This window comes from Streptomyces sp. NPDC054794 (assembly GCF_053611585.1).
In genome coordinates this window covers 1-26,602 of sequence record NZ_JBSHAQ010000085.1, presented here as the reverse complement: position 1 = coordinate 26,602, position 26,602 = coordinate 1, and the positions used below count along the sequence as shown (strand labels likewise).

Here is a 26,602-nt window from a genome sequence, read left to right as displayed (position 1 = left end):
GCCACCTCGTCACCACCCACGGCGTCCGCAGCCTCCTGCTCACCAGCCGACGCGGCACCCACGCCCCCGGCGCCACCGAACTCACCACCGAGCTGAAGGAGTTGGGCGCCGAGAACGTGATGGTCGAGGCGTGTGACGTCGGGGACCGGGCGGCGGTGGCGCGGCTGCTGGACGCGCACCCGGATATCGCGGCCGTCGTCCACACCGCGGGTGTGCTCGACGACTCGACCGTCGAGCACCTCACCGGGGAGAGCCTGGCCCGGGTCTGGGCGCCGAAGGTCGAGGCGGCCCGTCATCTGGACGAGCTGACGGCCGGCCGGGGTCTCGAAGCCTTCGTCCTGTACTCCTCCACCGCCGCCACCTTCGACGGCACCGGACAGGCCAACTACGCGGCCGCCAACGCCTACCTGGACGCGCTGGCCGCTCGCCGGCAGGCCCAGGGGCTGCCGGGCGTCTCGCTGGCCTGGGGGCTGTGGGCGCCGGAGGTCGGCGGTATGGGTGCCGGGCTGAGCGCGGCCGATGTGGAGCGGGTTGCCAGGACCGGCCCCCGGGCCCTGGGGCGGGAGGCCGGGCTCGCGCTGCTGGATGCCGCGCTCGGGAGCGGGCGGGCGCATCTGCTGCCGGTGCCGTTCGACACGGGCGCGCTGGAGCGACGGGCCCGGGACGGAGGGCTGCCCGCGATGCTGCGGGGGCTGGTCCGGGTCCCGGGTGCCCGGCGGCGCGGTGCGGCGGCGGAGGCGCGGGGCGCGGAGGCGCTCAAGGAGACGCTGCTGCGACTGCCGGCCGCCGAACGGACGCCGTACGTCCTGCGGTTGGTGCGGACGCGGGTGGCGGCGGTGCTGGGGCACGCCTCGGGGGACGCGGTCGATCCGGAGCGCGGCTTCGGTGGACTCGGCTTCGACTCGCTGGCGGCGGTGGAGCTGCGCAACCAGCTGTCGCCGCTGACCGGGCTGCGGCTGCCCGCGACCTTGACGTTCGACTATCCGACGTCCCAGGCGCTCGCCGAGTATGTACGCGAGCAGTTGGTCCCGGACGAGACCGGACCCGCGGCGCTGCGTGCCGTGGAGAGCGAACTCGCCCTCCTGGAAGCCAAGTTGGTGGGGGCTGTCGGTACCGAGGGGCTGGATCCGGCGGATCACGCCCGGGTGGCCCAGACGTTGCGCGGCCTCGCCTCGCGCTGGTCCGAGCTGCACTCCGCCGGGGGCGGCGCGGACGCGGACGCCGACTCGCTGGCGGACGCCGACGCCGAGCAGATCTTCGACATTCTCGACGGCGAGTTCGAGGGCATCGATATCGACTGACGTCAGCCCGTTCGGGCTGTTACTGCGATGAGGAGCACCGTCATGGCCACGCGCAAGGAGACCGACCTGTGGCTGCTGGAGCGGCTCGTGCCAGGGGCCGGGGTCAACAATCTGTCCGTCACGTTCGACGTCGACGGCATCATCGAACCGGCCGCGCTGTCACGGGCGTTGACGCTGGTGGTACGCCGGCAGGACATTCTGCGCACTGTTTTCGAGGCGACGGAGACCGAGCTGTCCAAGAGCGTGCTCGCGCCCGGGGCGGTGGAGCTCTCCGTGGCCGCCGTGCCGGTGGGCGGGGGTGACGTCCAGGCCGCCGTGACGGAGTTCGTGGCGGCGCCGTTCACGCTCGACGGGTCGCCGCTGGTCCGGGGGGCGGTGTTCACATCGAACGGCGGTGGCTGCACGGTGAGTGTGGCGCTGCACCATCTGGTGTTCGACGCGATGTCGACCGTGTCCTTCCTCGGCGAGCTGCTGCACGCCTTGCAGGACCCGGAGGGCTATGACACGACGCCGGTGGCGGCGGCCGTGGAGCCCGAACCGTCCGAGGAGAGCGTGGAGTTCTGGCGGGAGCAGCTGCGTGGCTTCCGCGGGGACGGGGAGGGGCTGTGGTTCGGCAACCCGCCGTCCGAGACGCCGGAACTCACCGGCGAGAGCACCTGGTACACGCTGTCGCGTCCGGCGCGCGAGGTGGTGCGGCGGCTGTGCCGCGAGCTGCGGGCGCCGGAGGCCGTGGTGCTGCTGTCCGCGTACTGCCTGCTGCTGTCGCGGCACGGCGCGGGCCGGGACCTGGTCGTCGGCTCGCCGGTGAGCGTGCGGCCGGCCGGGCAGGAGGCGGCGATCGGCTACCACGTGAACGTGCTGCCGCTGCGGGTGCGGATCGATCCGGCCAAGCCGTTCAAGCGTCTGGTGAACCGGGTGCGTTCGGTGTTCCTGGAGGGGATCGGGCACAGCGGGGTGCCGGCCGAGCTGGTGCTCGACGAGGTGCGGGAGGCGGACAGCGGCGCGAGCTGGCGCAACTCCCTGTGCACGCACCTGTTCAACTATGTGCCCGGCGGCACGTCCGGGGACTTCGCGGCGGGCGGCTTCCCGGCGCGGATGCGGGACGTGGAGAACGGCTTCAGCAAGTTCGACCTGGAGTTCTTCTTCATGCCCGGCGCCACGGCCGGGTCCGGCGACGAGGACGGCGACGAGCTGCGGATCCGCGCGGTGTTCCGCACCCAGGTGTTCTCCCCGGCCGAGGTGGGTCTGCTGCTCGCCCGCTACGACGCGCTGCTGGTCCGCCTCGGCGAGGAACTGGCCCGGCCCGTCGGCGAGTTGTCGGTGTGGAGCGACGCCGACCGGGCCGCGGTGGCGGGCGGGCACCGGCACGGGCTGCCCACGGCGCTGCCCCTCTCCCCCGCCGTCGCCCAGTTCTCGACGTACGCGCCGGGCGAGTGGTCGGCCGTACGCGCCCTGGTGGCCGCGCCCGACGGCGGCGAGCTGCCGGTGCGGGTGCGCGGTGAGCTGTGTCTGGCGGAGGCGGACGGGACCGTACGGCGCACCGGGGAGCTGGCCCGCTGGCTGCCGGACGGACGCGTGGAGTTGCTGGGCCGGCTGGATCGGCAGGTGACGGTGCGCGGGGTCACGTTCGGGCTCGACGAGATCGACGCGGTGCTGCTGGCGCACGCGGAGGTGTCCGGGGCGGCGAGCGTCGCGGTCGGGGGCCGTGTGGTGTCGTTCGTGGCACCCGCGGGCGGCGGCCCGGCCGAGGGCCTGGCCGAGCGGCTGCTCAAGCAGCTCCGCGTGTCCCTGCCGGCGGCCGCCGAGCCGGACCGCGTGATCGTGGTGGAGTCGCTGCCGTCGGTCGGCGGACGGCCCGACCTGGAGGGCCTGCGGCTGCGCGCGGAGGCCCTGGCCGACCGGGAGCGCATCGCCGCGAGCACGGTCGACACCGACGAACTGACCGACCAGCTCATCGCCCTGTGGCGGGAGTTCCTCAAGCGCGAGGACCTGAAGGCGGGCTCCGGCTTCTTCTCGCACGGCGGCCACTCCCTGCTCGGCGTCCAGCTCCTCCAGCGCATCAAGCGAACGACGGACGTCAAGGTCCGCATCCGCCTCGCGGACCTGTTCGCCCACCCGACCCCGCGGGCCCTGGCCGGGTTCATCGCGGAGAAGTCGGAGTAGGCCGCCGGCCGCAACGAGAAGAAGGGGGACCAGGCCGAGCCTGGTCCCCCTTCTTCGTGCGCGTTCAGCCCACCTCCGCCAGCCACTCCCGCATGACCCGCTCGAAGCGGGTCGGTTCCTCCACGTGGGGCATGTGGCTGGAGTCTTCGAAGAGTTCCCAGCGGGAGTGGGGGATGTGGTCCAGGAAGGGGCGGATCGTGGCTTCGGTGGCCTCGTCGTGGGCGCCGGTGATGATCAGGGTGGGGACGTCGATCGCGGGGAGGCGGTCGATGACGCTCCAGTCCTTGAGGGTGCCGATGACGTGGAAGTCGGCGGGGCCGTTCATGGTGCCGTAGACGGTGGGGTCGCTCTGCAGGGCGAGGAGTGTGGTGGCCACCTCGGGCGGCAGGGGGCGGGCCCGGCACAGGTGGCGTTCGTAGAAGGCGAGGACGGCGCGCTGGTAGTCGGCGTGCGCGTAGTCGCCGGTGGCCTCGTGGCGGCGCAGGGTGTCGCGGACGTCGGGCGGCAGCTCGTCCTTGAGGCGTTCGCACTCGGCGCGCCACAGCGGCATGGACGCGGGCGAGTTGGCGATGACGAGGCCGCGCAGTCCGGCCGGCCGGCGCACGGCGTGCTCCGCGCCGAGCATGCCGCCCCAGGACTGGCCGAACAGGAGGTAGTCGTCGGCGATGTCCAAGTGGGCCAGGAGTGCCTCGAGTTCGGCGAGGAACAGGTCCACGGTCCAGAAGTCGGCGCCCGCGTCGGGCAGCCGGGTGGACTGGCCGTTGCCGAGCTGGTCGTAGTGGATGACCGGGCGGCCGTCGGAGGCGAGCGCGGTCAGGCCGAGCAGGTAGTCGTGGACGGAGCCGGGGCCGCCGTGGGCGACGACGAGGGGGGTGCGTCCGCTGTGCAGGTCTCCGGTGACGCGGTACCAGGTGTGGTGGCCACGGAAGGGGACGACTCCCTTGCGGCTGGGGGCCAGGAACATGTGGGTCCCTCTCGGTCGGGTCGGGGTGGACATGCGAGTGGGCGCCGACCTCCTCGGCCGGCGCCCACCACTGCTTCGTACGACTGAGCCTCGTACGGCCGGGACCGCTCAGGCCCGGGCCGCCTCGCGCCGGTAGCTCAGGACCACCGCGCCCGAGAGGACCAGGGTCCACGCGGCGAGTACTGCCGCGCCGACCAGCGCACGGGTGTCGTGCAGCAGGGCGCCGTGGCCGATGTCGGCCAGCCAGTAGCTGGGCATGACCTTGATGATGTTGACCAGCCAGTCCGGGAAGCCGGTGGTCGGCAGGAGCAGACCGCCGAGGAAACCGAAGAGGATGATCAGGCCCTGGAGGTACATCTGCTGCTGCTCGGGCGCCACGTACAGGCCGATGACCAGGCCGAGTACGGCGCAGGGCAGCGCGGCGATCCAGATGCCGAGGGTGATCTGCAGCCAGCCGCTCGCCGACAGGTGCACGTCCTGGACGAGCCAGCCGAACAGGGCCACGAACGCCGGGCCGGGCAGCGCGACGACCATCGCCACGAACACCTTGGTCAGCAGGTAGGTGCGCGGCAGCAGCGGGGTCAGGCGCAGCTGCCGGTGCCAGCCGATCTGCCGCTCGTGCGAGACCCGGGCGGTGGTGTGCATGGAGGAGGTGAAGGCGCTGTACGCGGCCAGGCTGCACATCAGCCAGGCGCTGTAGGTGATGCCGTGCGAGTGCGGGATGGTCTGCTTCTTGTAGAGCATGCACTCCAGCAGGTACATCACGACGGGCACGACGAACGCGAACACGATGAACCGCGGTCCGCGCAGCATCCGCTTGATCTCGATGGCCAGGTAGCCGGTCATGCGGCCTCGTCCTCCGTGTTCCGCGTGTCGTCCTGGGAGGCGTCGTCGTCGGAGGTCAGCGTGAGGAACGCCTCCTCCAGGCCGGTGGCGCTGATCTCGATGTCATGGGCGTCGGCGTACCGCGTCACGAGCGCGCGGACGGCGGCGTCGGAGTCGTCGCAGTGCAGCTCGGCCTGGCCGAGGCGGATGCTGGCCCCGGTGACGCCGGGCAGCTTCTTCAGCTCGTCGGCGGTCGCCCCCGGTACGGCGGCGCGCAGCAGACGGCCGGCGGTCAGGGCGCGGATCTCGGCGACGGTGCCGTCGGCGGCGATCTGGCCCGCGCGCATCAGGACGACGCGGTCGGCGAACTCCTCCGCCTCGTCGAGGTAGTGCGTCGCGAAGACGACGGTACGGCCGGTGTCGGTGAACTTCCGCATCGACTCCCAGAACTTGCGCCGGCTGCCCACGTCCATCGCGGAGGTCGGCTCGTCCAGGATGAGCAGCTGCGGGTTGCCGACCAGGGCGCAGGCGAACCGGGCGCGCTGGCGCTGGCCGCCGGAGAGCTTGGTGCCGCGCCGGTCGACGATGTCCTCGATGTTGGCGCGGCGCAGGACCTCGTCCATCGGCAGCGGGTCCTTGTAGAGCGAGGAGATCATGCCGAGGGTCTCGCGGACGCTCAGGTCGTCGATGAGCGAGCCCTCCTGCAGGACGGCGCTCGCCAGACCCTCCCGCACGGCGACGTACGGGACCTTGCCGAAGACGGTGATGTTGCCCGCGGTCGGCTTGGCCAGGCCGAGGATCATGTCGACGGTGGTGGACTTGCCGGCTCCGTTGGGGCCGAGCAGGGCGACCACCTCGCCCGGCGCGATGGTCAGGTCGAGTCCGCGTACGGCCTTGACGTCGCCGTAGTCCTTGCGCAGTCCGGTGATGCGCAGGGCGGGCTCGGGGGCGGCGTGCCGGGGACCCTTCACGGGCTTCGGCTCCTGCACGGCGTCCGGCTTCTGCTCACCGGCCGGCGCCTGAACAGCGGCCGGCTTCCGCTCGTCGGCCGGCGTCTGCACGGCAGCCGGCGTCTTGGCGCCGGTCCGCCGCTTCGCGCCGGCCCGCTTCTTCCCGCGGCCCGTCTTCGACGCGGCATCCGTGGACGGGGTCTCGGTCTGGGTCTGGGTCTGGGTCGGAGTCGGGGACGGGGCGGTGACGGTGGTGCCTCCCTCGTCCCGTTCGGTCCTGGTGTTAGGGGTCGTCGTCATGTCACATCCGGATCTGTCGGGAGAGGTCCTGCGGGGACAGCAGCGCGTCCAGTGCCTTGGCGGCGGCCTCGTCGCGCAGCAGGTTCATGTGCTCGCTGCCGAACTGGATTTCCCGGGCCACGACGCGGGCCGCGGTGTCCGGATCGGTCGAGCGCAGCCGGTTGAGTCCGCTGAGCGGACTCGACGAGCTGAAGGCGACCGCCTTGTGCCAGTTCTCCATGGAGTCGAAATCGCCCGCGGCGACGACATAGGCGACGAAAGCGGTGAAGGACTCGGTGAATTCGGCGCGGCTCTCCTCGTCGAGGTCGAGCTCGTCGAACGCGGGTTCGCTCACGCTCCGGAAAAGCCGGACGAGTTCGGTACCCAGCACCCGAATGTCGTCGGTGCTTTCCAGGACATGGTGCCCCTCGGTGTTCGCCGCCGAGATCGGTTCGGGTCCCACGATGGATTCGAAGAGGTTCAGGGACGTGTGGAACTGCCAGTAGAGCCCGAGCGGGTTGGCGAGTTCCGGGTCGAACAGAATGAGCTGCGGGGCGCTTTCCTGCCATTGCGTGAAGCGCTCCGCGAGAGCGGCCGCGTACACCGAGCCGGCGCAGAAGCCGAGGACCGCGCTGACCGGCCGCCCGGTCTCGCGCACGGAGTCGAACCAGCGGTCCAGATACTCCTGGCCGCCGGGCCCCACGTCGGTCGCCACGGCCTGGGGCATCGTCTCCCAGACATGGTGGCGGCCCGCCGCGGTGAGCGAGAAGAGATCGGAGAAGCGGGCGTCGGGACGGCCGGTGGCGGTGAAGTCGACGGCGAGCACCAGGTCCTCCCGGCTGCTGCCGCCTATTTTCAGCCACACGTCGTTGTTTTCCACCGGCTGCCCCTTCCTGACTTGGCTGTCGCGTTCTCGACTTGGATCGCGCTGGTTCTGCCGGGTGCTCACGATGCTAGAAGTGGCCATGCCGGGTGAGAGCCCCTATGGCCACCCCTAGCGCCCCCTACCGCGAGACGGTCTCCGACTCGTCCACCAGGCTGTCCTCAAGTTCTTCCGTCAAGTACTCGACGAGTTCTTCAGGGGTTGCGTATTCGTAGATCACCGCGGCGGGGAGCTTCAGGCCGAGCGCGGCGCTGAGCCGGTCGCGGAATTCCACGGCGAGCAGCGAGGTGAATCCGAGATCGATGAAATCGGTGTCCGGTTGGATGGCGTCGTCGGCCCCGGTGTGCCCGAGCACCCCGGCGGTCACCTCACGCACCAGTTCCCCGAGCAGTTCGGCCCGCCCGGCGTCGTCGGCCGCCCGCAGCCCCGCCAACAGCGCCTCGCCGTCGTCCGGTTCGGCCTCCGGCAAGGCCGCCTCCCCCACGCTCGCACCGCCACCCGTCCGCCCCGCCGAGGCGAGCCAGTAGTGCTGGTGCTGGAAGGCGTAGGTGGGCAGGTCGACGGCGGGCCGGCCGGGGCCGAAGAACTCCGTCCAGTCGACCGAGGGCAGCCGGGTGAGGGCCTCGACCAGGGCCTGGGGCTCGGTGCGGTCGCGGCGCAGGGTGGCCAGCGCACGCGGGTCGGCGACCATGGCCGTCAGTACCGCGTCGGGGCCGAGCTCCAGGAACGTACCGATGCCCTGCTTGTCCAGTGTCGCCACGGCGTCGGCGAAGCGGACGGCCGCACGGACGTGCCGGACCCAGTAGGAGGGGTCGGAGAGTTGCTCGTACGACACCTGCTCGCCGGTCAGCGTCGACACGATCGGTGTCGAAGTCGCGCTGTACGTAAGCCTGGTGGCGATCCGCTCGAACTCGGCGAGCATCGGTTCCATCAGCGGGGAGTGGAAGGCGTGGCTGACGCTCAGCTTCTTCGTCTTTCGGCCGACCTCGGAGAAGTGCCGTACGACCTCCTCCACACCCACTTCGGGACCGGAGACGACCACTGAGGTCGGCCCGTTGACGGCGGCGATCCCCGTTCCCTGCGGCAGCACGGACGAGACCTCGTCCTCGGTCGCCTGTACGGCGGCCATGGCGCCCCCGGCCGGCAGCTGCTGCATCAGCCGCCCACGCGCCGACACGATCAGCGCCGCGTCTTCGAGCGACCACAGACCGGCGACGTACGCGGCGGCCAGCTCACCGATGGAGTGTCCGGCGAGCGCATCCGCCTGCACACCCCACGCCTCCAGCAGCCGGAACAGCGCGACTTCGAGGGCGAAGAGGGCGGGCTGCGTGTAAGCCGTCTCGTCCAGCCCCTCCCCGCCGAACATGGCGTCCTTCAACGGCTGTTCGAGATGCGGGTCCAGGGCAGCGCACACCTCATCGAGCGCCGCCGCGAAGACGGGGAAGGCCTCGTACAACTCCCGCCCCATCCCGGCCCGCTGGCTCCCCTGCCCCGTGAACAGGAACGCGACCGGCCCACTCACGGCCGAGGGCACCACGCCCCCGCCGGCAATGGCCTCCAGCCCGGCCAGCAACCCGTCCCGGTCCCCGGCCACGGCAGCCGCGCGATACGCGAACGAGGCGCGGCGCGAAACGAGCGAGGAGCCCACGTCGGCCAAGCTCAACCCAGGGTTGCTGCGGGCGAGTTCGAGCAGTCGCGCCGCCTGCCCCCGTACCGCCGCCGCCGTCCTGCCGGAGACGATCCACGGCACCGCCGGCAGCCCGGCGGCCGCCGCATCCTCCTGAGACTCCTCGGCCGGGGCCTCCTCCACGATCACGTGGACGTTGGTGCCGCTGATGCCGAACGCGGACACGGCGGCGCGGCGCGGGCGGTCGCCGGCGGGCCAGGGGCGGTTCTCGGTGAGGAGTTCCACGGCGCCGGCCGACCAGTCGACGTGCGAGGTCGGGGCGTCGATGTGCAGGGAGCGCGGCAGTACGCCCGCGCGCAGCGCCTGCACCATCTTGATGACGCCGGCCGCGCCCGCCGCCGCCTGGGTGTGGCCGAGGTTGGACTTGATCGACCCGAGCCACAGCGGCTCCGCGCGGTTCTGGCCGTAGGTGGCGAGGAGCGCCTGTGCCTCGATCGGGTCGCCGAGCACGGTGCCGGTGCCGTGTGCCTCGACGGCGTCGACGTCGTCGGTGGACAGGCCGGCCGTGGCGAGCGCGTCGAGGACGACCTGTTGCTGGGAGGGGCCGCTGGGCGCGGTGAGGCCGTTGCTCGCGCCGTCCTGGTTGACGGCCGAGCCCCGGACGACCGCCAGCACGCGGTGGCCGTTGCGGCGGGCGTCGCAGAGGCGTTCCAGGAGGAGTACGCCGACGCCCTCCGACCAGCCGGTGCCGTCGGCGGCCTCGGCGAACGGCTTGCACCGGCCGTCGGGGGCGAGGCCCCGCTGGCGGCTGAAGTCGATGAAGGTGTCCGGGGTCGCCATGACCGTGACACCGCCGGCCAGGGCCAGGGAGCACTCCCCCGCCCGCAGTGCCTGCGCGGCCAGGTGCAGGGTGACCAGGGAGGAGGAGCAGGCGGTGTCGACGGTGACGGCGGGTCCGGTCAGGCCGAGGGCGTAGGCGATGCGGCCGGACAGGACGCTGCCCGCGGTGCCGGTGCCGAGGAAGCCCTCGACGCCGTCGGGCAGGGCGGCGCGGTCCGAGCCGTAGTCGTGGTACATGACGCCCGCGTACACGCCGGTACGGGAGCCGCGCGCGGCCGCCGGGTCGATGCCCGCGTGTTCGAAGGCCTCCCAGGAGGTCTCCAGCAGGAGCCGCTGCTGCGGGTCCATGGCGAGCGCCTCGCGGGGGCTGATCCCGAAGAACGCGGCGTCGAACTCCCCTGCCGCGTCGAGGAATCCGCCCTCCTTGGCGTAACTCTTGCCGAGGGCGCCCGGGTCGGGGTCGTAGAGGTTGTCGGTGTCCCAGCCGCGGTCGTCGGGGAAGCCGCGCATGCCGTCGCCGCCGCGTGCGACGAGCCGCCACAGGTCGTCGGGCGAGGCGATGCCGCCGGGGTAGCGGCAGGCCATGCCGACGATCGCGATGGGCTCGCGGGCGCGGGACTCCAGGTCCTCGATGCGCCGGCGGGCCTGCATCAGGTCGGCGGTGGCCTTCTTCAGGTAGTCCCGCAGCTTCTGCTCGCGCTCGCCGGACGTGCCGGTGGCCGCGGTGGTTCCCGTGTTTGCTGCCATGGTCGTTCAGCTCCCGGTCTCGCCGTCGAGGAGGGCGAAGAGTTCGTCGTCGGATGCGGCCGCGAGATCGTCGGCGGCCACCTGTGCCGCCTCCGGCTGCGGGTCCGTGTCCTGCCAGCGGGCCAGCAGGGCCTGGAGCCGTACGGTGATCCGGGACCGGGTCAGCTGGTCCAGCTCCTTGGTCCCGATGAGGGGTTCGAGGTGGTCGAGGCCGCGCAGCAGGGCGGTGGCGGGGTCGTCGTCGGCGGGCGCCAGTTCCTTGAGCAGGTGGGCGGCGAGTTCGTGCGGCGTCGGGTAGTCGAAGACGAGCGTGGCCGGCAGCCGTACGCCGGTCTCGGCGGCGAGCGCGTTGCGGAACTCGACGGCGGTCAGCGAGTCGAAACCGAAGTCCTTGAAGGGCTTCTCGGCCTCGACGGTCTGGCCTTCGGCGAAGCCGAGGACGGTACGGACGTGTCGGCGGACCAGGTCGAGCACGAGCCCGGCCCGCTCCTCGCGGTCGCCGGTCGCGGCGAGCCGGTCGCGCAGGGCGGTGCCGCCGCCTGACGCGCCGCCGGCGGCGGTACGGCGGGCCGGCACCCGGACGAGGGAGCGCAGCAGTCCCGGCACGCCCCCGCTGAGGGAGCGGGCGAGTACGGGCACGTCGAGGCGTACGGCCACGGTGAGCGCGTCGGCTCCGGCGACGGCCGCGTCGAGGAGGGCGAGGCCCTGTGCGGCGCCCAGCGGCCGCACTCCGGTGCGGGCCATCCGCTCCAGGTCGGTGTCGGTGAGATCGGCGCCCATGCCGCCGGTGGCCGGGTCCCACAGGCCCCAGGCCAGGGACACCGCGGGCTGTCCCTGGGCGCGGCGGTGCGCGGCGAGGGAGTCCAAGTAGGCGTTCGCCGCAGCGTAGTTGGCCTGCCCGGCGCCGCCCAGCACACCGGCGGCGGACGAGAACAGGACGAACGCGTCCAGGTCGCGGGTGAGTTCGTGCAGATGGCGGGCGGACTCCGCCTTGGGCGCGAGGACGCTGTGCAGTTGGGCCGGGGTGAGCCGACCCACGGTCGCGTCGTCGACCACGCCGGCGGTGTGCACGACCGCCCTGATGCCGGGGTGGGTGTCGAGCAGCGCGGCGAGCGCGTCCCGGTCGGCGACGTCGCAGGCGGCGACGGTCACCTCGGCGCCCGACTCCTGCAGTTCCGCGGCGAGTTCGGCGGCGCCGGGGGCGTCGGGGCCGCGGCGGCCGACGAGGACCAGGGAGCGTACGCCGTGCTCGGCGACCAGGTGGCGGGCGACGAGGGCGCCCAGACCGCCGGTGCCGCCGGTGACCAGCACGGTCCCGGTGGTGGGCCAGACCGGTTCCGGCCCGGCCTCCGTCGTACGGCGCACCAGGCGCGGTGCCAGCGACGCGCCCCCGCGCAGGGCGAGTTCGTCCTCGTCGGAGCCGAGGACGGAGGCGGGCGGCGTGTCCGTGTCGGTGTCGAGGAGCAGCAGGCGTCCCGGGTATTCGGTCCGGGCCGCCCGGACGAGTCCGGTGACCGCGGCCTGGCCGAGGTCCGTGACGTCCTCTCCGGGCGCCGTGGCGACGGCGCCCTGGGTGACGACGAGCAGCCGCTCCTCGGGCGCGGCCCGCTCCAGCCACTCCTGGAGCGCTGCGAGGACCGCGGTCGCCGTCTCGGCGGGCGGGCGCCCGGCCGGTGCGGTGAGCGCGGACCAGCCGGACACGGGCAGGGCCTCCACCCGGCCGGCCCCGGGCAGCGGCAGCGGCTCGGGGGCACCGGCACCAGCGCCGGGCAGTTCGACGGCGGTCCAGTCGACGCCGTACTCGGCGTCACCCGCACCCGCTGTCCCCGCCCCGGCCGCCACCGGTACCGGTCGCAGTGCCAGGGTCCCGACGGACAGCACGGGCCGCCCCTCCGGGTCGGCGGCGTCGAGGGTGACGGCACCGGAGGTGGTGGCGGCCACCCGGACGCGCAGGGTGCGGGCGCCGACGGCGTGCAGGGTGACGTCGGACCACGAGAACGGCAGCCAGGCCGACCCGGGTTCGGGCGCCGGCAGCAGCTCGCCCGCGGCGATCGAGTGCAGGGCCGCGTCGAGGAGGGCGGGGTGGATGCCGTAGCCGTCGGTCTCGGCGTCCTCGGGCAGCGCGACCTCGGCGCACACCGTGTCCCCGTCCCGCCAGGCACGCGTCAGTCCCTGGAAGAGGGGGCCGTAGGCGAGGCCCAGGGCGGCGAGCCCGGCGTAGAGCTGCTCGGTGTCGAGCGGCCGGGCGGACGCGGGGGGCCAGGCACCGGCGGCGGGACCCGGTTCGGCCCCGGCCGCCGAGAGGACACCTTCGGCGTGGAGGGTCCAGGCCCCGTCCTCGCCGTCGGGGCGGGAGTGGACGGTGACGGCGGGCTCGTCGCCCTCGCCGACCCGGACGCGCAGGGCGACGGCGCCGGTCTGCGGCACGACGAGCGGGGCGTGCAGGGTCAGGTCACGGACGGTTCCGAGTCCCACCTGGTCCCCGGCGCGTACGGCGATCTCGATCAGGGCGGCACCGGGCACGATGACCGTGTCGTTCACGGCGTGCTCGGCCAGCCACGGGTGGGTGGCCAGGGACAGCCGGCCGGTGAACAACGCCCCTTCCGCGTCGGGGAGTTCGACGGACGCGCCCAGCAGCGGGTGCCCACCCGCCGCGAGCCCGAAGTCGCCGGGCTCCCCCGAGGCCACCGAGTTGCTGCGGAACCAGTAGGGGCGGTGCTGGAAGGCGTAGGTGGGCAGGTCGACGGGGTGCCGGCCGGGGCCGAAGAACGTCGTCCAGTCGACGGAGGGCAGCCGGGTGAGGGCTTCGACGAGGGCCTGGGATTCGGTGCGGTCGCGGCGCAGGGTGGGGATGGCACGCGGGTCGGCGACCATCGCGGTCAGTACCGCGTCGGGGCCCAGCTCCAGGAACGTACCGATGCCCTGGGCGTCGAGGGTGGCGACGGCGTCGGCGAAGCGGACGGCCTGGCGGACGTGCCGCACCCAGTAGGAGGGGTCGGCAAGATCCTCGTACGACACCTGCCCGCCGGTCAGCGTCGACACGATCGGGATCGACGTCTCGCCGTACGTCAGCCGCGTGGCGATCTGCTCGAACTCCGCGAGCATCGGCTCCATCAGCGGGGAGTGGAAGGCGTGGCTGACCGTGAGCTTCTTCGTCTTGCGGCCGGCCTCGGAGAAGTGCCGTACGACCTCGTCCACACCCGCCTCGGGGCCGGAGACGACCACGGAGGTCGGCCCGTTGACAGCGGCGACCCCTGTCCCCTCCGGCAGGACCGGCAGGACCTCGTCCTCCGTCGCCTGTACGGCGGCCATCGCGCCCCCGACCGGAAGCCGCTGCATCAGCCGCCCACGCGCCGTCACAATCAAGGCGGCGTCTTCGAGCGACCACAGCCCGGCCACGTGCGCTGCCGCCAGCTCGCCGATCGAGTGCCCGGCCAGCGCATCCGGCCGTACACCCCAGGCCTCCAGCAGCCGGAACAGAGCGACTTCGAGGGCGAACAGGGCGGGCTGCGTGTAGCCCGTCTCGTCCAGCCCTTCCCCGCCGAACATGACGTCCTTCAGGGGCCGTTCAAGATGCGGGTCCAGAGCCGCGCACACCTCGTCCAGCGCAGCCGCGAACAGGGGGAAGGCCTCATACAACTCCCGCCCCATCCCGGCCCGCTGACTCCCCTGCCCCGTGAACAGAAACGCCAACGGCCCACGACCGACCCCGGGCAGCGGTGCGCCGCCGGCGACGGCCTCCAGCCCGGCGACCATTGCGTCCCGGTCGCCCGCCACCACCGCGGCGCGGTACGCGAACGACGACCGCCGGGTCACCAGCGAGTGGCCCACGTCGGCGAGGTCCAACTCGGCTTCCGAACGGGCGAGTTCGAGCAGTCGGTGGGCCTGCTCACGCACGGCGTCCTCGCCGGTCGCGGAGACGATCCACGGCACCACGGGCAGCCCGGACGCCGGCGCCACCGCCTCCGCGGGCTCCTCGGCCGGAGCCTCCTCCACGATCACGTGCGCGTTGGTGCCGCTGATGCCGAAGGAGGAGACACCGGCGCGCCGTACCCGCTCCCCGGCGAGCCAGGGCCGGGCCTCGGTCAGCAGCTCCACCGCACCCGCCGACCAGTCCACGTGCGAGGTCGGCCGGTCCACGCCGAGGGTGCTCGGCAGTCGTTCGTGGTGGAGGGCGAGGACCATCTTGATGACGCCGGCCATGCCGGCGGCGCCCTGGGTGTGGCCGAGGTTGGACTTGATCGAGCCGAGCCACAGGGGCTCGTCGTCCCGGTTCTGGCCGTAGGCGGTCAGCAGCGCCTGCGCCTCGATCGGGTCGCCCAGCCGGGTGCCGGTGCCGTGCGCCTCCACCGCGTCGACCTGTTGCGGAGTGAGGCGTGCGGCCGCCAGGGCCTGCTTGATCACACGCTGCTGGGAGGGGCCGTTGGGCGCGGTGAGGCCGTTGCTCGCGCCGTCCTGGTTGACGGCCGAGCCCCGGACCACCGCCAGCACCCGGTGCCCGTTGCGCCGCGCGTCCGACAGCCGCTCCAGTACGAGGACGCCGACGCCCTCGGAGAGCCCCGTGCCGTCGGCCGCGTCGGCGAAGGCCTTGCAGCGGCCGTCGCGGGAGAGGCCGTCGGCGCGGCTGAACTCCAGGAACGTACCGGCCGAGCCCATGACCGTGACGCCGCCGGCCAGGGCCAGCGTGCACTCGCCGCCGCGCAGTGCCTGGGCGGCCAGGTGCACCGAGACCAGCGACGAGGAGCAGGCCGTGTCCACGGTGAGGGACGGGCCTTCGAGGCCGAGCGCGTAGGAGACGCGCCCGGAAAGGACGCTCGCGGCGACGCCGGTCATCATGTGGCCCGCGATGGAGTCGGGCATCCGGGTCAGGCCGCGCAGGTAGTCGTTGCTGCTGACGCCCGCGTAGACGGCGGTGCGGGTGCCGGCGAGGGCGTGCGGGTCGATGCCCGCGCGTTCCAGCGCCTCCCACGAGGTCTCCAGGAGGACGCGCTGCTGCGGGTCCATGGCGAGCGCCTCGCGGGGGCTGATGCCGAAGAACTCGGCGTCGAAGTCGGCGGCGTTCTGCAGGAACCCGGCGCGTCGGCCGGTGTCGTCGTGGCCGTCGCTGGCGGCCAGCTGCTCCAGGTTCCAGCCGCGGTCGCGGGGGAAGGGCGCCATGCCGTCGCGGCCGGCGTCGAGCATGGCCCACAGGTCCTCGGGCGAGGCGACGCCGCCGGGGAAGCGGCAGGCCATGCCGACGATGGCGATGGGCTCGTGTTCCCTCTCCTCGGCCTCGCGCAGCCGCCGACGGGTGTCGTGCAGGTCGGCTGCGACCCGCTTGAGCGTGTCGACCAGCTGTTTCTCGTCAGCCATTTCTTCCCCTACTTCCCCTCTGATCCCCTCGTACGACGGCGACAGCGGCGGACGTCCGCCTGGACGTCCGCCGGGTGGCGGACGCCGTGTCGGACGTCCGCCGATCGGCCGCCGGATGTCAGATGCCGAGTTCGTCCGTGATGAAGGCCAGCACCTCGTCGGACGAGGCGTCCTGCAGACGTGCGCCCACGTCGTCCGTGCCGTCGGAGTGCGCCGTCCGCAGGCTCTTGAAGCGGGCGAGCAGGTCCTCCAGACGGGCGGTGACCGCCCGGTGCGCCTCGTCGTCGAGCGAGGCGTCCGGCAGGTGGCTCTCCAGCCGGTCGAGTTCGGCCAGGACGCCTTCGGCCGGGTCGGTCTGCTCGGGTGCCAGTTCGGCGTGGAGCAGGCGGGCCAGGGCGAGCGGTGTCGGGTGGTCGAAGACGGCGGTGGCGGAGAGCCGGATGCCGGTGGCGGCGGTGAGCCGGTTGCGGAACTCGACGGCGGTCAGCGAGTCGAAGCCGAGTTCCTTGAAGGAGCGGGTGGCGCCGACCGCCGACGGCCCGGCGAAGCCGAGCACGGCCGCCGCGTACGACTGGACGAGGTCGAGCAGCGCCGTCTCCCAGCCGTCGGCGGGCAGGCCGGCGAGGCGGGCGCGCAGTGCCTCGCCCGGTCCGCCCGCGCCCTCCGCCGCGGTGGTGGCGGTGGCGACGGCGTGTGCGGTGGGCCGGGCCTGGGTGCGGACGAGTCCGCGGTACAGGTGCGGCACCGGTGCGCCGTCGGTCGCGCCGCGCAGCGAGGCCGTGTTGAGGCCGATCGGCACGAGGTGCGGGTGGTCGTGGCCGTACGCGCCGAGCGCGGCGTCCAGGAGGGCGAGGCCCTGTGCGGGGTCGAGCGGGCGGATGCCGGAGCGGGCGAGGCGGCCGAGGTCGGCGGCGTCGAGGTGGCCGGTCATGCCGCTGGGCTCGGCCCACAGGCCCCAGGACAGTGCGGTGGCGGGTAGGCCGGCGGCGCGCCGGTGGGCGGCGAGGCCGTCCAGGTAGGCGTTGGCGGCGGCGTAGTTGGCCTGGCCGGCGTTGCCGAAGACGCCCGCCGAGGAGGAGAACAGGACGAAGGCGTCCAGGTCGCGGTCGGCGGTGAGCTCGTGCAGGTGCTGTGCCGCGACGGCCTTGGGCGCGAGGACGGCTTCGAGCTTCTCCGGGGTGAGGCGGCCGAGGGTGGCGTCGTCGAGGACTCCGGCGGCGTGGACGACGGCGCGCGGGGCGTGCCGGTCGAGGAGGGCGGCGAGGGCGTCGCGGTCGGCGATGTCGCAGGCCTCGGCGACGACCGTGGCGCCCGACTCGACCAGTTCCTCGGCGAGTTCGGTGAAGCCGGGGGCGTCGGGGCCGCGCCTGCTGGTGAGGACCAGGCTGCGTACGCCGTGCTCGGCGACCAGGTGGCGGGCGACGAGGGCGCCGAGGCCGCCGGTGCCGCCGGTGATCAGGACGGTGCCGTCGGGGGCCCAGGTGTGCGGCTCGCCCTGTTCGGCGGGTTCGGTGCGGGTCAGGCGCGGGACGCGGATCTCGCCGTCGCGGAGGGCGAACTCGGGTTCGCCGGTGGCGAGGGCCGCCGCGAGCAGGGCGCGGGAGGGAACCTCGGTGCCGATGTCGGCCAGGACGATCCGGTCGGGGCTCTCGGACTGCGCGGTGCGGACCAGGCCGTGCACGGCGGCCTGCGCGAGGTCGGCGATGTCCTCGCCGGGTGCCGTGGAGACGGCGCCGCGGGTGACGACGACCAGGCGCGCGGTGTCGGTGCGCGGGTCGGACAGCCACACCTGGAGGTCGCCGAGGGTCTGCATCACGGCGTCGTCGACGGTGCTCTGCCAGTGCACGGGGGCCAGGACGGTGGTGATGCCGCCGTCGAGTTCCTCGGTGCTGAAGATCTCGGGCAGGCCGGGGAAGAGCGGGTCGTCGCCGAACACCGCCCAGTCGTCGGGGACTTCGCCGGTCTCGGGGGCGGGCAGGGCCGTCCACTCGACGCGGAAGAGGGTGTCGCGGAACGGGTTGCCGCTCGCCTGGGAGAGGCGGGCCAGCGCGTCGGCCGGCAGCTGCCGCAGCCCGAGCGTCTCGACGGAGGCGACGGGGGCGCCTGCGGTGTCGGTGACGGTGACGGACACCGCGCCCTCTCCCGCCGCCGCGATCCGTACGCGCAGCGCGGAGGCGCCGGCGCTGTGCAGGGTGACGCCGGACCAGTTGAACGGCAGCCAGGGGCCGCCGTCGCCCGCGTCCAGGAAGCCGCCGAGCGCGATGGCGTGCAGGGCCGAGTCGAGCAGGGCCGGGTGCAGGCCGAACTGCGGTGCCTGCGCGGCGGTTTCGAGGGGCAGGGCGACCTCGGCGTACAGGGCGTCGTCGGCGCGCCAGGCGGAGCGCAGGCCGCGGAAGGCGGGGCCGTAGTCGAGGCCGAGGGCGCCGAGGTCGGCGTACAGGCGTGAGGTGTCGACGCTCTCGGCGGCCTCCGGCGGCCAGGGGGCGAGGTGCTCCCCGGCCTGCGCGGGCGCCGGGGTGAGCAGGCCGGTGGCGTGCCGGGTCCACGGGTCGTCGGGCAGTGCGTCGGCGGGCCGCGAGTGCACGGCGACGGTACGGCCGTCCGCCTCGCCGGACGCCGAGACCACGACGCGCAGCTGGATCTCGGCGCGCTCGGGCAGGACGAGCGGCGCTTCCAGGGTGAGGTCGGCCAGGTGCGGGTGTCCGGCCTCGTCCCCGGCGCGTACCGCCATCTCCAGGAGCGCGGTGCCCGGTACGACGACGGTGGAGCCGACGGCGTGGTCGGCGAGCCAGGGCTGCGCGGTCAGCGAGAGCCGCCCGGTGAGCACCAGGCCGCCGTCGCCGGGCAGGGTGACGGCCGCGCCGAGCAGCGGGTGTCCGGCGTCGCTCTGGCCGACGGCACCGGGGTCGGTGGCGGCGACGGTGGGCTCCAGCCAGTAGCGCTCGCCCTGGAAGGGGTACGTCGGCAGCGGCACCCGCCCGGTGGCGCGGCCCGCGAACACGGCGTCCCAGTCGGGGCGTACGCCGTGCGCGACGAGCCGGCCGAGGGAGGCGAGGACGCGGGCACTCCCGCCGTCGTCGCGGCGCAGGGTGCCGGTGACCACGGCGTTGTCGGCGCCGGCGTCGGCGAGGGTGTCGGTGAGGCCGACGGTCAGCACGGGGTGCGGGCTGCACTCGACGAACACGGTGTGGCCGGTGTCGGCGAGGGAGCGTACGGCGGGTTCGAAGCGGACGGTGTGGCGCAGGTTGCGGTGCCAGTAGCCGGCGTCCATCTCGTGGCCGTCGATGAGCCGGTCCTCCAGCGTGGAGTGCAGGGGGACGCGTCCGGCTCGGGGGCGTACGGGGGCGAGGAGTTCTTCCAGTTCCTCGCGCAGGGACTCGACGTGGGCGGAGTGGGAGGCGTAGTCGACGGGGATGCGGCGGGCGCGTACGCCGTCGCCCTCGCAGCGCTCCAGCAGGGCGTCGAGGGCGTCCGGGTCGCCGGAGACGACGGTGGACGCGGGCCCGTTGACGGCGGCCACGGAGATCTGCCCCGGCCACGGTGCGAGGAGTTCCTCGACGCGGGCGGCGGGCAGCGGCACGGACACCATGCCGCCGGTGCCGGCGAGCCGGATCAGGGCGCGGCTGCGCAGGGTGACGACGCGGGCCGCGTCCTCGACGCTGAGCGCGCCGGCGACGCAGGCCGCGGCGATCTCGCCCTGGGAGTGGCCGACGACGGCCGAGGGGACGACGCCGAGGGACTCCCACAGCGCGGCCAGCGACACCATCACGGCCCACAGGGCGGGCTGGACGACGTCGACGCGCTCCAGTGAGGCGGCGCCGTCGGCTCCGCGCAGCACGTCGAGCAGCGACCAGTCGGTGAAGGCGTCCACCGCCGCCGCGCACTCCTCGACGCGCGCCCGGAACACCTCCGAGCTGTCCATCAACTCCCGTGCCATACCGACCCATTGGGAACCCTGGCCGGGGAAGACGAACACGGTCTTGCCGACGGGCCCGGCGAGGCCCTCCTCGACCCCGGCGGCCGGGATGCCCTCGGCGAGGTCGGACAGTCCCTGGAGCAGTTCGGTGCCGTCCTCGCCGACGAGGAACGCGCGGTACTCGAAGGGCGTGCGGGTGGTGGCGAGGGAGTGACCGATGCGGGCCAGGTCGGCCGAGGCCAGTTCCCGCCCGGCGAGCTGCTCGCCCAGTCGGCGGGCCTGGGCGCGCAGCGCCTCGGGGGTGCGGGCGGTGAGCAGCCACGGCACGGGCCCGTCGGCGTGCTCCGCCCGCTCGGGTGCGGCGGCGGGTGCGGGCGCCTCCTCCAGGATCACGTGGGCGTTGGTGCCGCTGAAGCCGAACGCGGAGACGCCGGCCCGGCGCGGTGCCGCTTCCCGGCGCGGCCAGGGCCGGGCCTCGGTCAGCAGTCGTACGGCGCCGGCCTCCCAGTCGATGTGCGAGCTGGGCTCGTCGACGTGCAGGGTGGCGGGGAGCTCCTCATGGCCGAGGGCCTCGACCATCTTGATGACACCGGCGATGCCGGCCGCGGCCTGGGTGTGTCCGAGGTTGGACTTCACGGAGCCCAGCCACAGCGGCTCCTGGCGGTCCTGGCCATAGGTGGCGAGCAGGGCCTGCGCCTCGATCGGGTCGCCGAGGCGGGTGCCGGTGCCGTGCGCCTCGACGGCGTCGACGTCGGCGGGTGCGAGGCCCGCGGTGGCCAGGGCCTGCCGGATGACGCGCTGCTGGGAGGGCCCGTTGGGGGCGGTGAGGCCGTTGCTGGCGCCGTCCTGGTTGAGGGCGCTGGCGCGGACGACGGCGAGGATGTCGTGTCCGTTGCGCCGGGCGTCGGAGAGCCGCTCGACGAGGACCATGCCGACGCCCTCGGCCCAGCCGGTGCCGTCGGCGGACTCGGCGAAGGCCTTGCAGCGGCCGTCGCCTGCGAGGCCGCGCTGCCGGCTGAAGTCCACGAAGGTGTCCGGCGTCGCCATCACGGTGACACCGCCGGCGAGCGCCAGGTCGCATTCGCCGCGCTGCAGCGCCTGGACGGCCATGTGCAGGGCGACCAGCGACGAGGAGCAGGCGGTGTCGACGGTGACGGCCGGGCCTTCGAGCCCGAGGACGTAGGAGATACGGCCGGAGGCCACGCCGCCCGAGGTGCCGGTGCCGAGGAAGCCCTCGACGCCGTCGGGGAGGTGGGTGTATCCGGCGCCGTTGCCGTAGTCGTGGTAGATGAGCCCGGCGAAGACGCCGGTGCTGCTGCCGCGCAGGGTGTGCGGGTCGAAGCCGCCGCGCTCCAGGGCCTCCCAGGAGGTCTCCAGCAGGAGCCGCTGCTGCGGGTCCATGGCGAGGGCCTCGCGGGGGCTGATGCCGAAGAAGGGGGCGTCGAACAGGGGTGCGTCGGGCAGGAAGCCGCCCTGGTCGGTGTAGCTGGTGCCGGGGCGCTCGCCGGTCGGGTCGACGACGGCGTCGATGTCCCAGCCGCGGTCGTCGGGCATGGCGCCCATGGCGTCGCCGCGGCCGGCGAGCAGCCGCCACAGGTCCTCGGGCGAGCGGACGCCGCCGGGGAAGCGGCAGGCCATGGAGACGACGGCGATGGGCTCGTCGGTGCCGATCGCCGGGCCGGACGCGGCGGTCTCGGCGGGCAGGGAGCCGACGAGTTCCTCGCGCAGGTATCCGGCGAGCGCCTCGGGCGCCGGGTAGTCGAAGACCAGCGTGGCGGGCAGCCGCAGCCCGCAGGCGCCGGCGAGGCGGTTGCGGAACTCGACGCCGGTGAGCGAGTCGAAGCCCAGGTCCTTGAAGGCCTGGGTGACGTCGACGGCCTCGGGTCCGCCGTGGCCGAGGACGGCGGCGGCGTGGGTGCGGACGACGTCGAGCAGCAGCGCGTGCTGTTCGTCGGCACCGAGCCCGGCGAGCCGCGTGGCCAGCTCCCCGCCGCCGGCGGCCTTGTCGGCGCCGCGGGCGGTGCGCCGCGCCGGGGTGCGCACCAGGGCCCGCAGCAGCGCGGGCACCTCCTCGGGCGCCGCGGTCGCGGGCAGGTCGAGGTGGATGGGTACAAGCGCGGCGTGCGGCAGGGCGAGCGCCGTGTCGTACAGCGCGAGGCCCTCCTCGCCGGTGAAGGCGGCGGAGCCGGAGCGGGTCATCCGGGCGCGCTCGGCCTCGTCCAGCGACTCGGCCATGCCGCCGCCCTCGGCGGCCCACAGTCCCCAGCCGAGCGAGAGGCCGGGCAGGCCGTGGGCGCGGCGGTGGGCGGCGAGGGAGTCCAAGTAGCCGTTGGCGGCGGCGTAGTTGGCCTGCCCCGGGTTGCCGAAGGTACCGGCGGCCGAGGAGAACAGCACGAACGCGGAGAGGTCGGCGAGCCGGGTCAGCTCGTGCAGATGCCGGGCGGCGTCCGCCTTCGGGGCGAGCACCTTGTCGAGCCGCTCGGGGGTGAGCGAGCCGACGACACCGTCGTCGAGGAGGCCCGCGACATGCACGACGGCGGTCAGCGGGTGCTCGTCCGGTACGCCGTCGAGGGCCGCGGCGACCGCGTCCCGGTCGGCGGCGTCACAGGCCACCAGGTCGACGACGGCACCCAACTCGCGTATGGAAGTGGCAAGTTCCTCGGCACCCGGCGCCTGGGCGCCGCGCCTGCTGGCCAGCAGCAGCCGCCGTACGCCGTACTCGGTGACCAGGTGGCGGGCGAGCAGCCCGCCGAGCGCGCCGGTCGCGCCGGTGACCAGGACGGTGCCCTCGGGGTTCAGGGGCGCGGGCACGGTCAGCACCAGCTTGCCGGTGTGCCGGGCCTGCCCCATGACGCGCAGCGCCTCCGGGGCCTCGCGCACGTCCCAGGCGGTGACGGGCAGCGGACGCAGCGCCCCGCTCTCGAAGAGCGCGAGCAGCGCGCCGTACATCTCCTGGATGCGGTCCGGGCCCGCGTCCATGACGTCGAAGGCCCGGTACACGACCCCCGGGTGTTCGGCGGCGACGGTGTCCGCTTCCCGGATGTCGGTCTTGCCCATCTCGACGAACCGGCCGCCGCGCGGCAGCAGTCGCAGCGACGCGTCCACGAACTCCCGTGCCAGCGAGTCGAGTACGACATCCATGCCGCGCCCGCCGGTGGCCTCCAGGAAATGCTGCTCGAACTCCAGCGTGCGGGAGTTGGCGATGCGGTCCTCTTCGACACCGAGGGCACGCACGGCACCCCACTTCGCGGGGCTGGCCGTGCCGTACACCTCCGCGCCCAGGTGCCGGGCGAGCTGCACGGCCGCCGTGCCGACACCGCCCGCGGCGGCGTGGATGAGCACGGACTCGCCGGCGCCGAGGCCGGCCAGGTCGACGAGGGCGTAGTAGGCGGTCAGATAGACGACGGGCGCGGCGGCGGCCTCGGCGAACGTCCACGTGGACGGCATCGCGGAGACCAGTCGGTGATCGACCACGGCGAGCGGTCCGAACGCCCCGGAGAACAGGCCCATGACCCGGTCCCCCACGGCGAACCGTTCCGCACCGGGCCCGACCTCCACCACGATGCCGGCCGCTTCGAGGCCCAGTCGCCCGGCGTCTCCCGGATACATCCCGAGCACGTTCATGACGTCACGGAAGTTCACACCGGCGGCCCGGATGGCGACCCTGATCTGCCCCTCGGCGAGCGGTGCGGCGGCCTCGGGGAAGTCGGCGACGTAGAGGCTGTCGAGCGTGCCGCTGGCGGTGAAGTCCAGCCGCCAGGGCGCGTCGCCCTCCGGGACGCTCAGCTCGGCGCCCACGCTCCGCACGAGCCGCGGGGCGAGCAACTGCCCGACGCGCAGCGCGAACTGGGGCTCGTCGGTGCCGGTCAGGGCGGGCAGCAGGGCGTCGGCCGACTCGGCGGAGGTGTCCAGGTCGACCAGGACGATGCGCCCCGGGTGCTCGGACTGGGCGGACCGGGCCAGACCGACCACGGCCGCGGCCGCGGGGTCGGGCACCCGGTCGCCGGCCGCGGCAGCCACCGCCCCCGAGGTGACCAGCACCAGCCGGGCACCCTCGGGCTGCGCGCCCTCCAGCCACTCCTGTACGACCTCCAGGGCCCGGTGCACGGCGTCGCGCGGCGCCAACCCGGCGGTGACGAAAGTGGCGAAGACCAGCCGGGCCTCGTCGGCCTCGGTCACGTGCCGCCCACCGGCCTCCACGACCAGGTCGACGATCCCGAGCGGGTCGGGCCCGATGACACGGCACGGTACGGGGGCCGACCGCTCGTCCGCGGCGGCCTGGGCGATCGACTGCCAGTCGAGACGGTAGAGGGAGTCGTGCCCGCGCCCGCCGGCCGCCGGGGCGGGCAGCGCGCGCAGGGCCAGCGCGCCGACGGTGGCGACGGGGGCGCCGGACGGGTCGGCGAGGTCGAGCCGGTAGCCCGTTCCTTCGGCGCTGACCCGCACCCGCAGCGCCGAGGCACCGGCCGCGTGCAGCGCGAAGTCCGTCCAGGAGAACGGTAGTTGGGCGCCCTCGCTGTCGCCGTCCAGCAGGCCGATGGCGTGCAGGGAGGCGTCGAGGAGGGCCGGGTGGATGCCGTAGCCCTGGGTGTCGGTGCCCTCGGGCAGGGCGACCTCGGCATACACGACCCCGTCGGCGGAGCGCCAGGCGGTCGTGAGTCCCTGGAAGAGCGGACCGTACTGCAGACCGATGGCGGCCAGGTCGCCGTAGAGGCCGCCGGTGTCGACCGGTTCGGCGCCGGCCGGGGGCCAGGCGGCGAGGTCGGCGGCGGGCTCGACGGTGTCCGCCGACAGGACGCCTTCGGCGTGCAGGGTCCAGGACTCCTCGCCCTCCGGGCGGGAGTGGACGGTGACGGCGGGCTCCTCGCCCTCGCCGACCCGGACGCGCAGGGCGACACCGCCGCGCTCGTCCAGCACGAGCGGGGCGTGCAGGGTCAGGTCGCGGACGGTCCCCGCGCCGACCTGGTCACCGGCGCGTACGGCGATCTCGACCAGCGCGGCACCGGGCACGATGATCGTGCCGTTCACCGCGTGCTCGGCCAGCCAGGGGTGGGTGGCCAGCGACAGCCGGCCGGTGAACAACACGCCCTCGGCGTCCGGCAGTTCCATCGCACCCGCGAGGATGCGGTGGCCCGCGGCGGTCAGGCCGAGTCCGGCGGCGTCGGAGGCTGCGTACGGAGCGGTGTTCGGCCAGTAGGTCTCGTGCTGGAAGGCGTACGTCGGCAGGTCGACCGGGCGCCCGGCGGTGTCGGCGTAGAAGGCCTGCCAACTCACCTCGCCCCCGGCGCAGTGCAGCCGCGTGAGGGCTTCGACGACGGCCTGGGGTTCGGTGCGGTCGCGGCGCAGGGTGGGGATGGCGCGGGGGTCGGCGACCATCGCGGTCAACACTGCGTCCGGGCCCAGCTCCAGGAACGTACCGATGCCCTGGGCGTCGAGGGTGGCGACGGCGTCGGCGAAGCGGACGGCCTGGCGGACGTGCCGCACCCAGTAGGCGGGGTCGGCCAGATCCTCGTACGACACCTGCTCGCCGGTCAGCGTCGACACGATCGGGATCGACGTCTCGCCGTACGTCAGCTGGGCGGCGATCTGCTCGAACTCCGCGAGCATCGGCTCCATCAGCGGGGAGTGGAAGGCGTGGCTGACGGTGAGCTTCTTGGTCTTACGGCCCGCTTCGGAGAAGTGCGTCACGACCTGCTCGACGCCGTCCACCGGTCCGGAGACGACCACGGAGGTCGGGCCGTTGATGGCGGCGATACCGGTGACCTCGGGAAGGACGGGCGCGACCTCGTCCTCGGTCGCCTGGATGGCGGCCATGGCGCCCCCGGCGGGCAGCTGCTGCATGAGTCGGCCGCGCGCCGACACGATCAGCGCGGCGTCTTCGAGCGACCACAGGCCGGCGACATGTGCGGCGGCCAGCTCACCGATCGAGTGCCCGGCCAGCACCTCGGGGCGTACCCCCCAGGCCTCCAGCAGCCGGAACAGAGCGACTTCGAAGGCGAAGAGGGCGGGCTGGGTGTAGCCCGTCTCGTCCAGCCCTTCCCCGCCGAACATGACGTCCTTCAGGGGCCGTTCAAGGTGCGGGTCCAAGGCCGCGCACACCTCGTCCAGCGCGGCGGCGAAGACGGGGAAGGCCTCGTACAACTCCCGCCCCATCCCGGCCCGCTGGCTCCCCTGCCCCGTGAAGAGGAAGGCGGCCGGACCGGCCTTCGCCGACGGCGTGTCCTGGTGGGTGATGGTCTCAAGGCCGCTCAGCAGGCCCTCGCGGTCGGCGGCGACGGCGCTCGCACGGTACGGGAGTGCCGAGCGGCCGGTGGCGAGGGCCCGGCCGATGTCGGCGGGGTCCAGTTCCGGGTGCGCGGTGGCGAAGTCGAGGAGGCGGGCCGCCTGGGCGCGGACGGCATCCGCGGTCCTGCCGGAGACGATCCAGGGCACGACCGGCAGCTCGCGGGTGGGTGCCGCCGGGTCGGCGGGGTTCTCCGCGGGCGCTTCCTCGATGATGACGTGGGCGTTGGTGCCGCTGATGCCGAAGGAGGAGACACCGGCACGCCGGGTGCGCTCCCCCGCCGACCAGGGCCGGGCCTCGGTCAGCAGCTCGACGGCGCCCTCGGTCCAGTCGACGTGAGAGGAGGGGGCGTTGACGTGCAGGGTGCGGGGCAGCTGCTCGTTGCGCAGGGCGAGGATCATCTTGATGATCCCGGCGACGCCCGCGGCGGCCTGCGTGTGGCCGAGGTTGGACTTGATCGAGCCCAGCCACA

The 26,602-nt window shown here is 73.9% G+C and carries 8 protein-coding genes and 1 pseudogene; 2 read left to right on the top strand and 7 right to left on the bottom strand.

Annotated elements, in window-relative coordinates:
- Both ACWGKT_RS45480 and ACWGKT_RS45475 read left to right on the top strand, forming a co-directional pair.
- Positions 1–1,301: KR domain-containing protein (locus tag ACWGKT_RS45480; protein ID WP_453278339.1), on the top strand; the 1,301-nt coding region annotated here is incomplete at its 5' end.
- Positions 1,302–1,343: 42 nt separating this feature from the next.
- A complete protein-coding gene (locus ACWGKT_RS45475) occupies positions 1,344–3,464 on the top strand; it encodes a condensation domain-containing protein (protein WP_453278338.1) in 2,121 nt (706 codons plus the stop codon).
- 64 nt (positions 3,465–3,528) lie between these two features.
- On the opposite strand, the gene ACWGKT_RS45470 is transcribed toward ACWGKT_RS45475, so the two are convergent.
- The 7 genes and pseudogenes from ACWGKT_RS45470 to ACWGKT_RS45440 all read right to left on the bottom strand — a co-directional run.
- Positions 3,529–4,428: a proline iminopeptidase-family hydrolase gene (locus ACWGKT_RS45470; RefSeq protein ID WP_453278337.1), complete on the bottom strand. Its 900-nt coding sequence runs from the start codon at positions 4,426–4,428 to the stop codon at positions 3,529–3,531.
- Between the two features lie 108 nt (positions 4,429–4,536).
- Positions 4,537–5,274: an ABC transporter permease gene (locus ACWGKT_RS45465; RefSeq protein WP_235459219.1), complete on the bottom strand. Its 738-nt coding sequence runs from the start codon at positions 5,272–5,274 to the stop codon at positions 4,537–4,539.
- On the bottom strand, positions 5,271–6,503 hold the full coding sequence (locus ACWGKT_RS45460; RefSeq protein WP_453278336.1) for an ATP-binding cassette domain-containing protein: 1,233 nt from the start codon (positions 6,501–6,503) through the stop codon (positions 5,271–5,273). Before ACWGKT_RS45460 ends, ACWGKT_RS45465 begins: the two co-directional genes overlap by 4 nt.
- A 1-nt stretch (position 6,504) precedes the next feature.
- Positions 6,505–7,362: a hypothetical protein gene (locus ACWGKT_RS45455; protein ID WP_356158972.1), complete on the bottom strand. Its 858-nt coding sequence runs from the start codon at positions 7,360–7,362 to the stop codon at positions 6,505–6,507.
- Positions 7,363–7,528: 166 nt separating this feature from the next.
- A pseudogene (locus ACWGKT_RS45450) lies at positions 7,529–10,579 on the bottom strand (type I polyketide synthase); the annotation flags it as partial.
- A gap of 6 nt (positions 10,580–10,585) precedes the next feature.
- Positions 10,586–15,931: an SDR family NAD(P)-dependent oxidoreductase gene (locus ACWGKT_RS45445; RefSeq protein WP_453278335.1), complete on the bottom strand. Its 5,346-nt coding sequence runs from the start codon at positions 15,929–15,931 to the stop codon at positions 10,586–10,588.
- A gap of 118 nt (positions 15,932–16,049) precedes the next feature.
- Positions 16,050–26,602: SDR family NAD(P)-dependent oxidoreductase (locus ACWGKT_RS45440; RefSeq protein WP_453278334.1), on the bottom strand; the 10,553-nt coding region annotated here is incomplete at its 5' end.